14 protein-coding genes are annotated in these 11,776 nt (G+C 58.6%); 12 read left to right on the top strand and 2 right to left on the bottom strand.

Going from position 1 to position 11,776, the window contains the following annotated elements; all coding sequences use genetic code 11:
- Positions 1-249 precede the first annotated feature (249 nt).
- From MLD24_RS13485 to MLD24_RS13430, 12 genes are all read left to right on the top strand, one after another.
- Positions 250-1,800, top strand: coding sequence for a 2-isopropylmalate synthase (locus MLD24_RS13485; RefSeq protein WP_248167115.1), 1,551 nt, complete (start codon positions 250-252; stop codon positions 1,798-1,800).
- 50 nt (positions 1,801-1,850) lie between these two features.
- Positions 1,851-2,675 carry a hypothetical protein gene (locus MLD24_RS13480; RefSeq protein ID WP_248167113.1) on the top strand — a complete coding sequence of 275 codons (825 nt, stop codon included), beginning with the start codon at positions 1,851-1,853 and terminating at the stop codon, positions 2,673-2,675.
- A 53-nt stretch (positions 2,676-2,728) separates the two neighbouring features.
- Positions 2,729-3,160, top strand: a complete 432-nt coding sequence (rimI, locus tag MLD24_RS13475) for a ribosomal protein S18-alanine N-acetyltransferase (protein WP_248167111.1) — start codon at positions 2,729-2,731, stop codon at positions 3,158-3,160.
- 102 nt (positions 3,161-3,262) lie between these two features.
- Positions 3,263-4,843 (top strand): peptide chain release factor 3, encoded by a 1,581-nt coding sequence (gene prfC / locus MLD24_RS13470; RefSeq protein ID WP_248167109.1) that lies wholly within the window; start codon positions 3,263-3,265, stop codon positions 4,841-4,843.
- Between the two features lie 12 nt (positions 4,844-4,855).
- Positions 4,856-5,620: a TatD family hydrolase gene (locus tag MLD24_RS13465; protein ID WP_248167107.1), complete on the top strand. Its 765-nt coding sequence runs from the start codon at positions 4,856-4,858 to the stop codon at positions 5,618-5,620.
- Positions 5,621-5,835: 215 nt separating this feature from the next.
- Entirely contained in the window at positions 5,836-6,264 is a 429-nt protein-coding gene (gene rplM, locus MLD24_RS13460; protein WP_248167105.1) for a 50S ribosomal protein L13, read from the top strand.
- A 12-nt stretch (positions 6,265-6,276) separates the two neighbouring features.
- A complete protein-coding gene (rpsI, locus tag MLD24_RS13455) occupies positions 6,277-6,669 on the top strand; it encodes a 30S ribosomal protein S9 (RefSeq protein WP_227172264.1) in 393 nt (130 codons plus the stop codon).
- Positions 6,670-6,913: 244 nt separating this feature from the next.
- Entirely contained in the window at positions 6,914-7,510 is a 597-nt protein-coding gene (petA, locus tag MLD24_RS13450; RefSeq protein WP_227172263.1) for a ubiquinol-cytochrome c reductase iron-sulfur subunit, read from the top strand.
- Entirely contained in the window at positions 7,510-8,742 is a 1,233-nt protein-coding gene (locus MLD24_RS13445) for a cytochrome b (protein ID WP_248167103.1), read from the top strand. The genes petA and MLD24_RS13445 overlap by 1 nt, the downstream gene beginning before the upstream one ends.
- Positions 8,742-9,497, top strand: coding sequence for a cytochrome c1 (locus MLD24_RS13440; RefSeq protein WP_227172261.1), 756 nt, complete (start codon positions 8,742-8,744; stop codon positions 9,495-9,497). Before MLD24_RS13445 ends, MLD24_RS13440 begins: the two co-directional genes overlap by 1 nt.
- A gap of 107 nt (positions 9,498-9,604) precedes the next feature.
- Complete coding sequence (gene sspA / locus MLD24_RS13435) at positions 9,605-10,234, top strand: stringent starvation protein SspA (RefSeq protein ID WP_227172260.1); 630 nt, start codon at positions 9,605-9,607, stop codon at positions 10,232-10,234.
- Positions 10,235-10,290: 56 nt separating this feature from the next.
- On the top strand, positions 10,291-10,707 hold the full coding sequence (locus tag MLD24_RS13430) for a ClpXP protease specificity-enhancing factor (RefSeq protein WP_227176158.1): 417 nt from the start codon (positions 10,291-10,293) through the stop codon (positions 10,705-10,707).
- A gap of 105 nt (positions 10,708-10,812) precedes the next feature.
- Here MLD24_RS13430 and MLD24_RS13425 read toward each other — a convergent pair whose 3' ends face one another.
- Together MLD24_RS13425 and MLD24_RS13420 are read right to left on the bottom strand one after the other, a co-directional pair.
- Positions 10,813-11,403 (bottom strand): SIS domain-containing protein, encoded by a 591-nt coding sequence (locus MLD24_RS13425; protein WP_227172259.1) that lies wholly within the window; start codon positions 11,401-11,403, stop codon positions 10,813-10,815.
- Complete coding sequence (locus tag MLD24_RS13420) at positions 11,400-11,768, bottom strand: YraN family protein (protein ID WP_248167101.1); 369 nt, start codon at positions 11,766-11,768, stop codon at positions 11,400-11,402. Before MLD24_RS13420 ends, MLD24_RS13425 begins: the two co-directional genes overlap by 4 nt.
- Positions 11,769-11,776 lie beyond the last annotated feature (8 nt).

Raw genomic sequence — 11,776 nt, 5'->3', positions numbered from 1 at the left:
GAAGTGAAACAGACCTGCGCCGATGGTAGTGTGGCACTTGCCCATGCGAGAGTAGGTCATCGTCAGGCTCTTAATACCGAAAACCCCAGCATCTTTGATGTTGGGGTTTTTTATTGCCTGCAAAAAATTCATCGACTGCGGAAACTGTTTCGCAGAACAGTCTCCCGCTTTACCGTTGACCCTGTCGTCAGGCCATTCGATGGTATACTGGCCCGAAAAACACAGTCAGACAGCCTGATGGAGAGCACCATGTCCGCCAACGATCACCTGGTCATCTTTGATACCACCCTCCGGGATGGGGAACAGAGCCCCGGCGCTACCATGACCAAAGCCGAGAAGCTGCGGATCGCCAAGATCCTAGAAAAGCTTCGCGTGGACGTGATCGAGGCCGGTTTTGCCATCGCCAGTCAGGGAGATTTCGAAGCAGTCAAGGCGATCGCCGAATCGATCAAGGAGTCGACAGTCTGTAGCCTGTCCCGGGCTCTGGATAAAGACATAGACCGGGCTGCAGAGGCCATTCAGCCAGCGGCTCGTGGTCGCATTCATACCTTCATCGCCACCTCTCCAATCCACATGAAGCACAAGCTGCAGATGGAGCCGGATCAGGTCATTGAGCAGGCGGTTCGAGCTGTCCGTCGCGCCAGAGGGCACGTTGGTGACGTGGAGTTTTCCTGCGAGGATGCTGGCCGTTCCGAACTGGATTTCCTGTGCCGCATCATCGAGGCGGCCATCGATGCCGGTGCGACAACCATCAACATCCCGGACACTGTTGGCTATGCCATACCGGAACAGTTTGGTCACACCATCGGCCAGCTTATGAACCGCATCCCCAACGCCGACAAGGCGATCTTCTCCGTGCATTGTCACAACGACCTGGGCCTGGCCGTTGCCAACTCCCTGGCAGCGGTGAGTCAGGGGGCCAGGCAGGTGGAATGCACCATCAATGGTCTCGGTGAGCGGGCTGGTAACGCCTCCCTGGAAGAAATTGTCATGGCGGTTCGCACCCGGCAGGATCTGTTCCACATTGATACCCAGGTAGATGCCAGCCACATTGTGCCGGCCTCCCGTCTGGTATCCACCATTACCGGGTTCCCGGTCCAGCCCAACAAGGCGATCGTCGGCGCCAACGCCTTTGCCCATGAGTCCGGTATCCACCAGGATGGCGTGCTCAAGCATCGCGAGACCTATGAGATCATGCGGGCCGAGGATGTGGGTTGGCACACCAACAGCCTGGTGCTGGGCAAGCACTCCGGTCGCAACGCTTTCCGTACCCGCCTGCAGGAGCTGGGTATCCAATTCGAGACTGAATCGGAACTTAACGAAGCCTTTACCCGCTTCAAAGCCCTGGCGGATCTCAAGCACGAGATCTTCGACGAAGATTTACAGGCCATCGCCAGCGACACCCGACAGGCGGATGAGGAAGGTCGTTTCTCTCTGGTGTGCATGAAGGTGTGCTCCGAAACCGGGGTGGTTCCCCGTGCTCAACTGACACTGAAGGTGGATGGCAAGGAGCACACGGTGAATGCTGAAGGCAGTGGCCCTGTCGATGCTACCTTCCAGGCCATCGAGTCACTGGTGGACTCTGGCTGCAACCTGCAGCTGTACTCGGTGAACAACATCACCAGCGGGACCGATGCCCAGGGTGAGGTGACCGTACGGCTGGAACGGGGCGGTCGAATCGTTAATGGCGTGGGCTCGGATACCGATATCATCATCGCATCGGCCAAGGCCTACATCGAGGCCCTGAACCTGATCAGCCGGGGAGGTACCCGGCAGCATCCTCAGGTCGCCGATGTGTGATCCGGTGGCAATGAGTCAGTACGACGATCAGTACGACGAGATGGGACGGTATGGTAGCTAGTTCACCCCCGGCGATGGCTGAGGCCGTTCGGCAGTTCTACCTGCAACAGTCCGGTATTCAGCTCTGGTATGCCCGCCGTCCTTTGCCCGGTGCGGCGGCGAGTCCGGCGTATGACTTCAGCGAGCCGGAACCGGAGGCATCCATCGAACCGGAGGAGGCGCCTCCGCCACCGGCATCGGGCAAGGCAGCAGGACGACTTGCCGCCTTGCAGGGGATGGTCTCCGGCAAACCGGAGGAACCGGCAGCATCAGCGCAGCCCAAGGCGGAACCGTCGAAGTCGGTTGCCCGCAATCCTGTACCTCCGGCCGAGGCACCACAACCGGTGGCGCCTGCCGTCACGGCAGAACCGGAGACGCCGGCAAACGATGCCGGCACTGCGGCCCCCGATGCGGTTAAGGCCAATTGGGGAATCTGGGTTGGTTCGGGGGCGGTACTGGTTAGCGAACTGTCGAGCGAAGCCAGCTCCCAGCTCCAGGAAGCGCTGGCCAGCAACATCCTCAAAGCGCTGCACATGTCGGTGGAGGATCAGTTCCGTATCCAGTGGCCGGTGTTCCGCAACCCTCAGGTTCCAGGCGGCGACAGTGCCGGCCTCGAGCGCGTGCTGGCAAGTCAGCAGGATCGCCTCAAAAGAAGGCCGGTTATCCTGTTGGGTGTCGCCGGCGAGCTTGCCGAGTCGGTGCGACAGCACTATGTGTCCCGAGTCTGGAAGAGCGTCGCCGTCGACAGTGAGCACAGCCTGGCCACGCTGGCCACCGATCCCAACGCCAAGCGGTCACTCTGGCAGGCGTTAAAAGCGCAGGTGCTGGCGAGTTGACGTCTGCCGGCTGCTATCGCCAAACTCTCGCCAGCGGCCTTTCCGTGAGGCCCATGGTGGAGTCGGATCTGGCGGAGATCATGGTCATCGAGCTGGGGGCATATTCCCACCCCTGGTCAGAGAAGGTCTTTCGCGACTGCTTCCAGCCCCATGACAGGCCCTGGGTGTTGATGGATGGTGATCGACTGGCGGGCTACGCCGTAGTGTCCAACCAGTATGACGAAGCCCACCTGCTCAACCTGTGCGTTCGCCGAGAGCTTCAGGGACGAGGGGCCGGACGGATGCTGCTCCGATATCTGATTGCAGAAGCGGCAAGGGACGGCATGGCGGCGGTATTGCTGGAAGTGCGTAAAAGCAACGAGCCGGCGTTGGGGCTGTATCTGGCCGAAGGCTTCGAGGATATCGGGGTGCGTCCGAACTATTACCCCGCTGCCGAGGGCCGGGAAGATGCCCGGGTCCTGCGGCTGCCGTTGACGACATCCTGAAGTCGCGTCAAGCGTCGCCAGAATCTATAATAGCTCCACTTTTTCAGCCCCTTCAGGGGTGCGGCAAACCCTCTCACTTATCCGATCCAGGTTATTCTATTTATGTCTACCGTTGCCCAGGAAGTCGCTAACAGACGGACTTTCGCCATCATCTCCCACCCGGACGCCGGTAAAACCACCATCACCGAGAAGGTGCTGCTGTTCGGGCAGGCGTTGCAGAAAGCCGGTACGGTCAAGGGTAAGAAGTCTGGCCAGCATGCCAAGTCTGACTGGATGGAGATGGAGAAGGAGCGGGGCATCTCGGTCACCACATCGGTGATGCAGTTTCCCTACAGCGACCGTCTGGTCAACCTGCTGGACACCCCGGGGCACGAAGACTTCTCGGAAGACACCTACCGCACCCTGACAGCGGTTGACTCCTGCCTGATGGTGATCGACAGCGCCAAGGGGGTTGAGGACCGCACCATCAAACTGATGGAAGTCACCCGGCTGCGGGATACGCCTATCCTCACCTTCATGAACAAGCTCGACCGGGACACCCGCGATCCCATCGAGCTGATGGATGAGGTTGAGGACGTCCTCAAGATTGCCTGCTCACCCATTACCTGGCCAATTGGTATGGGAAAGGGGTTTCGCGGCGTCTATCACCTGTTGCGGGATGAAGTCATTCTCTACCAGAGCGGTCAGGGTCATACCATCCAGGAAAAGCGGGTGATCCGTGGGCTGGATAGTCCCGAGCTGGACGACGAGCTTGGCTCTCAGGCCGCGGACCTGCGGGATGAGATTGAACTGGTCAAAGGCGCGTCTCATGAGTTCGATCTGGACGCGTTCCTGGCGGGTGAGCTGACGCCAGTGTTCTTCGGTACCGCCCTCGGAAACTTCGGTGTCGACCACATGCTGGACGGTCTGGTGGAATGGGCGCCGACGCCGCAGCCCCGGGCGACCGACAAGCGCGAGGTGGAGCCGACAGAGGATGGTTTCTCCGGCTTCGTGTTCAAGATTCAGGCCAACATGGACCCCCAGCACCGGGATCGGGTGGCCTTCCTGCGAATCGTGTCCGGGCGATACAGTCAGGGGATGAAGGCGCGGCATGTCCGCATCGGCAAGGACGTGCGGTTTTCCGACGCGTTGACGTTCATGGCCGGTGATCGCACCCACGCTGAAGAGGCGTTCGCGGGTGACATTATCGGCCTGCACAATCATGGCACGATCCAGCTGGGGGACACCTTTACCGCCGGCGACGACATGAAATTCACCGGCATCCCCAACTTTGCCCCGGAACTGTTCCGTCGTATCCGTCTGAAAGACCCGCTCAAGGCCAAACAGCTGCAGAAGGGGCTGGTCCAGCTGTCGGAAGAGGGCGCCGTGCAGGTATTCCGGCCGATGAAGAACAACGACCTGATCGTGGGCGCCGTAGGTGTTCTGCAGTTCGATGTGGTGGTGGCGCGGCTGAAGAGCGAATACAAGGTGGAAGCGGTCTATGAGCCCATCAACGTTGCCACGGCCCGTTGGGTAACCTGCGATGATCCCCGTACCCTGGATGAGTTCCAGCGCAAGGCCAACGATTTCCTGGCGCTCGATGGCGCTGACCAGCTGGCCTACATTGCGCCGACCATGGTGAACCTCCAGCTGGCCCAGGAACGCCATCCCGACATCCGCTTCCACAAGACCCGGGAGCACTGAGCGGAGCCGCCGATGCAGCTGGTTGACGCCCATTGTCACTTCGACTTTCCCCATTTCGACGACGATCGGGACGGCGTTCTGGCCAGGGCCTCTGCCGGTGGGGTGAAGAGGCTGGTCATCCCCGGGGTGCGCCAGCCGGATTGGTCACGGGGAAGGGAACTGGCGGCTCAGGTCGAGGGCATCGATTACTGCCTCGGCATTCATCCCTGGTTTATCGCAGAGCATGGTCCGGAGGCGTTGGCGGAGCTTGAGCTGGCGCTGCGAACCTGGTCGCCAGCGCCAGTGGCCCTGGGGGAGTGCGGTCTGGACCGGCTGAAAGGGGTGCTTGCCGAACAGTTGCCCTGGTTCGAGCAGCAGGTGGATTTGGCCCAGAACCTTGCTTTACCACTGGTGGTCCACTCGGTCCGTAGCCATGACGAAGTGGCCGCAGTGCTGGCGCGCAAGCGGGTGGATGTGCCTGTACTGGTGCACGGCTTTGCCGGCAGCTATCAGCAGGCCAGCCGCCTGGTGGCGTTGGGCTGTTATCTGGGGGTTGGCGGCGTGATCACCTACGACCGGGCGCGAAAGACCCGGGACGCTTTGGCCCGGGTGCCGGTTGAATCCCTGGTGTTGGAAACCGACGCTCCGGACATGCCGCCGGCCGGTGTCCGACCGGGGAACAACTCTCCGGAGCAACTGCCATCGATTTTGTCAGCGCTGGCGGCTTTGCGACCAGAGTCCGAAGCCGAGTTGGCCGGGCAGATCTGGACCAACACCGCTAAACTGTACGGATGGTGATCAGGGATAACCGAGGGGGACGATCTCAGGGTTGGCTTTAGTTGCGGGTTTGGGTATACTTCGCGCCCTGGCTTTTCAAGGCGATGACGTCATCTCAGCCCCGAATGGTGTCTCTGCCAACCAAACATATAGGTCAAAAGTCATCCTGATCCCTTGTTTCCCGGGATGTAAGGTTGGCTTTTAACGTTTATTTTATAGCGTTCAAGGCGGAATCAATGAAGACTCTGAGTGCGAAACCAGAAACAGTAAAGCGTGACTGGTACGTTGTAGACGCAGCCGGCAAGACGCTGGGTCGTCTGTCAACCGAAATCGCCCGTCGTCTGCGGGGCAAGCATAAGGCTGAGTATACCCCCCACGTCGACACTGGCGATTACATCATCGTGATCAATGCCGGCCAAGTGCGGGTATCCGGCAAGAAATCATCTGCCAAGATGTACTACAGTCATACCGGCTTCCCGGGTGGGATCAAGTCCATCAACTTCGAAAAGCTGGTCGACAAGGCGCCTGAGCAGGTAATTCAGCATTCCGTTAAGGGCATGCTGCCGAAAGGCCCTCTGGGTCGCGCCATGTTCCAGAAGCTGAAAATCTATGCCGGCGCTGAGCATCCTCACGCAGCCCAGCAGCCCAAAGAACTCGACATTTAACGGAAGGCGGATATGTCTGTAGCACAAAATTACGGTACTGGTCGCCGCAAGACATCTACGGCTCGGGTTTTCATCAAGCCGGGAAGCGGTAACATTTCCATCAATGGTCGCTCTATCGAAGAGTTTTTCGGCCGCGAGACCCTGCGGATGATCGTTCGTCAGCCGCTGGTTGTTGCCGAGTCCACTGATCGTTTCGATATCAACATCACTGTTAAAGGTGGTGGCATCAGCGGTCAGGCCGGCGCGATCCGTCACGGTCTGACTCGTGCCCTGATGGATTACGATGAGACTCTGCGTCCGGCGCTGCGCAGCGCGGGTTATGTTACCCGTGATGCTCGTGCGGTCGAGCGTAAGAAAGTTGGTCTGCGTAAGGCGCGTAAGCGTCCGCAATTCTCCAAGCGTTAATTCGCTGGCAGACCTCTACTACAAAAAACCCGGCGCTTTCGCCGGGTTTTTTGTTTTAGATCAAGGAAACGTGAAAAGCGCTGGGAGCCGCGCCAGGCCTTGTCTTAGCTGCCTTTCCGACTTGTAAGGCCTGGTTAATTTCATTACCATTTGTGCGCTTATATTTTTGGGTCTTGAAGTCCTTTTCGAAGCGTATCTGTCTCCTGTGGACGGGTTGCGCCTCGCCTGATGGGAGAAAACCATAATGAGTAATGGCGACGTGAGCCAAGGCCGGCGCCGATTCCTGATCGGTGCGACGTCGGCGGTGGGTGCCGTGGGGGCCGGCTTTGCTGCTGTTCCGTTTGTAGCATCCTGGAATCCCAGTGCCAAAGCCGAAGCAGCCGGTGCTCCGGTTACCGTAAACATCGACAAGCTGGAACCCGGTCAGCAGATCACTGTGGAATGGCGAGGTAAGCCGGTATGGCTGATTCGTCGTACACAGGAAATGATCGATAACCTCGAGGTCATGAACGAGAGAGTGAAGGACCCCGATTCAGCCGAGGCTTCCCAGCAGCCTGCGTACATCAGTGGAGATACCCGCTCCTTGCGCCCGGATCTGGTGGTGCTGGTTGGTATCTGTACCCACCTTGGCTGCGTACCGTCCTATCGCCCGGAAGTTGCGCCAGCGGATCTGGGGGATGAGTGGCTTGGCGGTATGTTCTGCCCCTGTCACGGTTCCCGCTACGATCTCTCCGGTCGTGTGTACAAGAGCCAGCCGGCTCCATCGAACCTCGAGGTACCGCCTTATCGTTATGACAACGATGCGACGGTGACCGTTGGACTTGATCCGGAGACCGCGTGATGCAAAAACTCATTCAGTGGATCGATGCTCGCCTGCCAATCGTAGAAGCCTACGAGAAGCACATGAGCAAGTATTACGCGCCGAAGAACTTCAACATGTGGTATTTCTTCGGCTCTCTCGCCATGCTGGTGCTTGTGAATCAGCTGGTGACGGGTATTTGGCTCACCATGAGCTATAACCCCTCCGCCGAAGGCGCCTTTGCCTCCGTTGAGTACATCATGCGTGACGTTGAGTGGGGCTGGCTGCTGCGCTACCTGCACTCCACCGGTGCCTCGGCCTTCTTCGTCGTGGTTTACCTGCACATGTTCCGCGGCATCATGTACGGCTCCTACCAGAAGCCTCGTGAGCTGATCTGGATCTTCGGGATGCTGATCTACCTGGTGCTGATGGCAGAAGCCTTCATGGGTTACCTGCTGCCTTGGGGGCAGATGTCCTACTGGGGTGCCCAGGTTATCGTAAACCTGTTCGGTGCCATCCCGGTGATTGGTGAAGATCTGTCACTGTGGATTCGTGGTGACTACCTGATTTCCGGCATTACCCTTAACCGCTTCTTCGCCCTGCACGTAGTGGCTCTGCCTATCGTTCTGTTGGGTCTGGTGGTGCTCCACCTGCTGGCGCTGCATGAGGTTGGCTCCAACAACCCGGAAGGCGTGGATATCAAGAAGGTGAAGGATGAGAATGGCATTCCGAAAGACGGCATTCCGTTCCACCCTTACTACACCGTTCACGACCTGTTGGGCGTAGGTGTCTTCCTGTTCATCTTCTGTGCGGTGGTGTTCTTCTTCCCGGAAATGGGCGGTCTGTTCCTTGAGAAGCCGAACTTTGAGCCGGCCAACAGTCTGAAGACACCGGAACATATTGCGCCGGTGTGGTACTTCACGCCGTTCTACGCCATGCTGCGTGCGGTGACCGTTGACCTGTTTGGTCTGTCTGCCAAGTTCTGGGGTGTTGTGGTAATGGGTGCGGCAATTGCCATCCTGTTCGTGCTGCCCTGGCTGGATCGCAGCCCGGTCCGTTCCATCCGTTACAAAGGCCTGCTGAGCAAGATTGCGCTGCTGGTCTTCGTAGTCAGCTTCGTGATCCTGGGCTACCTGGGCATTGTGCCGGCGACGGAAGGACGTACCAAGGCGGCGCAGATCCTGACCACGCTGTACTTCCTCTACTTTATTCTCATGCCGTTCTATACGCGTATGGAAAAAACCAAGCCAGTTCCAGAGAGGGTGTCAGGATAATGAGAAAGCTGATTGTTGGTCTTTTCATGATTCTCCTGCCGACCCTGGGGTTGGCAGCCGGTGTGGCGGTTCCGCTGGACAGCATGGAGCCGGATCATACCAACAAGGAGTCGCTGCAACGTGGTGCCGCAACGTTCGCCAACTACTGCATGGGGTGTCACTCCCTGGAGTACGCCCGCTACAAGCGGGTGGCGGATGATATCGGCGTACCGGTTGAGCTCTACGAGGAAAACCTGATTTTCAACGGCGCCAAGGTTGGTGAGCTGATGAAAATCTCCATGAACAAGGACATGGCCGGTAGCTGGTTTGGTAACCCGCCGCCTGACCTGACGCTGGAATCCCGCCTGCGTGGAGAAGACTGGATCTACTCCTACCTGCGCGGCTTCTACAAGGATGAGAGCCGTCCCCTGGGCGTCAACAACGTGGTCTTTGACAACGTTGGTATGCCCCATGTCCTGGTGGATCTGCAAGGGCTGTGCGCCGTCAAGCCGGCCATCGGTCACAAGAGCAGCGTTGATCCGCTCAGTGGTAACATTCGCAATGCTGATGTGTGCACCGAATGGGCCCTGGAAGGCAGCATGACGTCAGCGGAGTTCGACCGCGCCATGTACGACCTGACCAACTTCCTGTCTTACATGGGAGACCCGGTCATGGTTGAGCGTGAGCGTCTGGGTATGTTTGCGCTGATCTTCATTGTCATCTTTACCCTGGTCGCCTGGTTGCTCAACCGCGAGTACTGGAAAGACGTGCACTGAGAAATCGGGTATAATTCGACCACCTGAAATTTCCAGCGGGCCGGGAAGGCCCGCTGGATTTCTGCGTTTCTGGATCCAATCCGTTTTTATATACGTGAGGTAGCTCTATGGGCGTTGTGACCAAGCGGTCATCAATGACGTTTTTCTCCGATCCGGCCAGTCATTACAGCCACCGGGTTCGCATCGTTTTGGCGGAAAAGGGCGTGACTGTCGATATCGTGGACGTTGATCCGGACAATCCTCCCGAGGAGCTGTCCGACACCAATCCCTACAACGCCCTGCCGACCCTGGTAGACCGTGATCTGGTGCTCTATGAGCCCAACATCATGATGGAATACCTGGATGAGCGTTTTCCTCATCCGCCGTTGCTCCCGGTATACCCGGTTGCTCGTGCCAACAGCCGGCTGATGATTCACCGTATCCAGAAGGACTGGTGTGGCCTGGTGGATCAGATCCTGGCCCAGCCAACCGGCAAGGCGGCGGATGCGGCCCGCAAGGAACTGCGTGAAAGCTTGCTGTCTACCGCGCCGCTGTTCAACGAGATGCCGTTCTTCCTGTCCGAAGAATTCACCATTGTTGATTGCTGCATCGCGCCGATTCTGTGGCGTCTGCCGGCATTGGGCATTGAGCTGAATGACAAGCAGGCGAAGCCGATCCAGAAGTACATGGAGCGGATCTTCAGCCGTGAGGCCTTCAAGGCCAGCCTGTCAGATCTGGAAGAAGACATTCGTAACTGATTGTCCGCCTGCGGGCAGGATAACGGGGGGAACGCGTGACCGAGAGCACGGTAAAGATGATGTCCAGCCGGCCTTACCTGGTAAGGGCGTTCAATGAGTGGATTCTGGACAACCAGTGTACGCCTTACATCGTCGTAGATGCGGGTGTCCAGGGCGTTCAGGTGCCTACCGAGCATGTGGCCAATGGCCAGATCGTTCTGAATATCAGTCCTGGCGCAGTGCGTGGCCTGGTGGTAGGGAACGCCGCGCTGGAGTTCAGTGCCCGCTTTGGCGGAGTGCCGATGCAGGTCTTTATTCCGTTGCAGGCGGTGATGGCGATCTACGCCAAGGAAAACGGTGAAGGCATGGTGTTCGGCAGTGAGCCGGGCACGCCTGATCCCGACGGTCCCCGGGAATCGTCGTCCAAGTCATCGTCTGGTTCCCAGCAGGGCGAGCGGCCCAGTGGTCGTCCCACCCTGAAAGTGGTGAAGTAGATCCAGCGGTGCCTGCGATATTAGCGGCAGGGCTGCGGCCCTGACTGCACCGACAAAAAAGCCAGCGCTCTTGGAGTCGCTGGCTTTTTTGTGTCTGTCTGATGCTCAGGCGCCAAACAGTTTATGGTCAATCAGGGCGCAGAGGGCGTTGATCACGACCAGCATCAATGGTGAGGCTTCGCTCGGTGCCAGGTTATGAAGGGTGATCTCGTGATCCTCCGGGTGCAGCAGCGAGGTGATGTCGGTTTTCTCCTTAGCGCTGAGTACAACCACCCGCATATCGCGGTCATGGGCAGCCTGAATGGCCTGGATCAGATTGGCCTTGTGACCATCATCCACGATGACCAGCAGCAGGTCGTGGGGCTTACCAACGGCGCGTACCTGGCGGGAAAACGTGTCATTGAAGCGGTTATCCCGACAGATGGCGGAATAGGTTGTGGCGTCTGCTCCCAGGTTGATCGCCGGTAGCGCTGGCCGGTCCTGATCAAACCGGTTCAACAGGGCGGTGCAGAAGTACTGCGCCAGAATGTTGGCATTGCCGTTGGCGCAGGCAATGACTTTGCCGTCGGCGAGCAACGTCTGCACCACGGCATCCGCCGACTGGCTGATGCCCTCGCCGGTAGCGCTGGCGGCCTGTGCGGTATGTTCCATATGGCTGGCGAACCAGCCGTTGATTAGGCTGAAATCATCACTCATGTGCTGCCCTGAATTGCATTTCTGATCCAATCGATTCGAAATTGGTTGTGGCCATCCGGCTCGATGGCGATCACATCGATACGGACATCGGCCTGCCATAGCTGGTTGCGGTGAAGATAGAATTCCACCGCACGGAGTAGCCTGCGTTGCTTGCCTGGGTCGACCGACTCGGCGGCATTGCCCAGGCTGGTTTCGCCGCGGTAGCGGACTTCAAAGAACACCAGAGTGCCCTGATCGCGGCCAATCAGGTCGATCTCGCCGCCGCGGTTATAGACATTCCGCTCCTGGATGCGCACGCCCTGACGTTTCAGGTAGCGAAGCGCCAGCCGTTCGGCCCGGTCGCCGATCTGTTTTTTCTCGTTCATGCCGTCCC

This window comes from Marinobacter xestospongiae (assembly GCF_023156385.1).
In the GTDB taxonomy this organism is placed as follows: Bacteria; Pseudomonadota; Gammaproteobacteria; order Pseudomonadales; family Oleiphilaceae; genus Marinobacter; species Marinobacter xestospongiae.
The sequence above is the reverse complement of the archived record's forward strand: the minus strand, read 5'-3'. Positions and strand labels throughout refer to the sequence as shown.

Coding starts and splice junctions, on each gene's coding strand:
- MLD24_RS13485 (WP_248167115.1), top strand. CDS start 250: ATGTCCGCCAACGATCACCTGGTCATCTTTGATACCACCCTCCGGGAT.
- MLD24_RS13480 (WP_248167113.1), top strand. CDS start 1,851: ATGGTAGCTAGTTCACCCCCGGCGATGGCTGAGGCCGTTCGGCAGTTC.
- rimI (WP_248167111.1), top strand. CDS start 2,729: ATGGTGGAGTCGGATCTGGCGGAGATCATGGTCATCGAGCTGGGGGCA.
- prfC (WP_248167109.1), top strand. CDS start 3,263: ATGTCTACCGTTGCCCAGGAAGTCGCTAACAGACGGACTTTCGCCATC.
- MLD24_RS13465 (WP_248167107.1), top strand. CDS start 4,856: ATGCAGCTGGTTGACGCCCATTGTCACTTCGACTTTCCCCATTTCGAC.
- rplM (WP_248167105.1), top strand. CDS start 5,836: ATGAAGACTCTGAGTGCGAAACCAGAAACAGTAAAGCGTGACTGGTAC.
- rpsI (WP_227172264.1), top strand. CDS start 6,277: ATGTCTGTAGCACAAAATTACGGTACTGGTCGCCGCAAGACATCTACG.
- petA (WP_227172263.1), top strand. CDS start 6,914: ATGAGTAATGGCGACGTGAGCCAAGGCCGGCGCCGATTCCTGATCGGT.
- MLD24_RS13445 (WP_248167103.1), top strand. CDS start 7,510: ATGCAAAAACTCATTCAGTGGATCGATGCTCGCCTGCCAATCGTAGAA.
- MLD24_RS13440 (WP_227172261.1), top strand. CDS start 8,742: ATGAGAAAGCTGATTGTTGGTCTTTTCATGATTCTCCTGCCGACCCTG.
- sspA (WP_227172260.1), top strand. CDS start 9,605: ATGGGCGTTGTGACCAAGCGGTCATCAATGACGTTTTTCTCCGATCCG.
- MLD24_RS13430 (WP_227176158.1), top strand. CDS start 10,291: ATGATGTCCAGCCGGCCTTACCTGGTAAGGGCGTTCAATGAGTGGATT.
- MLD24_RS13425 (WP_227172259.1), bottom strand. CDS start 11,403: ATGAGTGATGATTTCAGCCTAATCAACGGCTGGTTCGCCAGCCATATG.
- MLD24_RS13420 (WP_248167101.1), bottom strand. CDS start 11,768: ATGAACGAGAAAAAACAGATCGGCGACCGGGCCGAACGGCTGGCGCTT.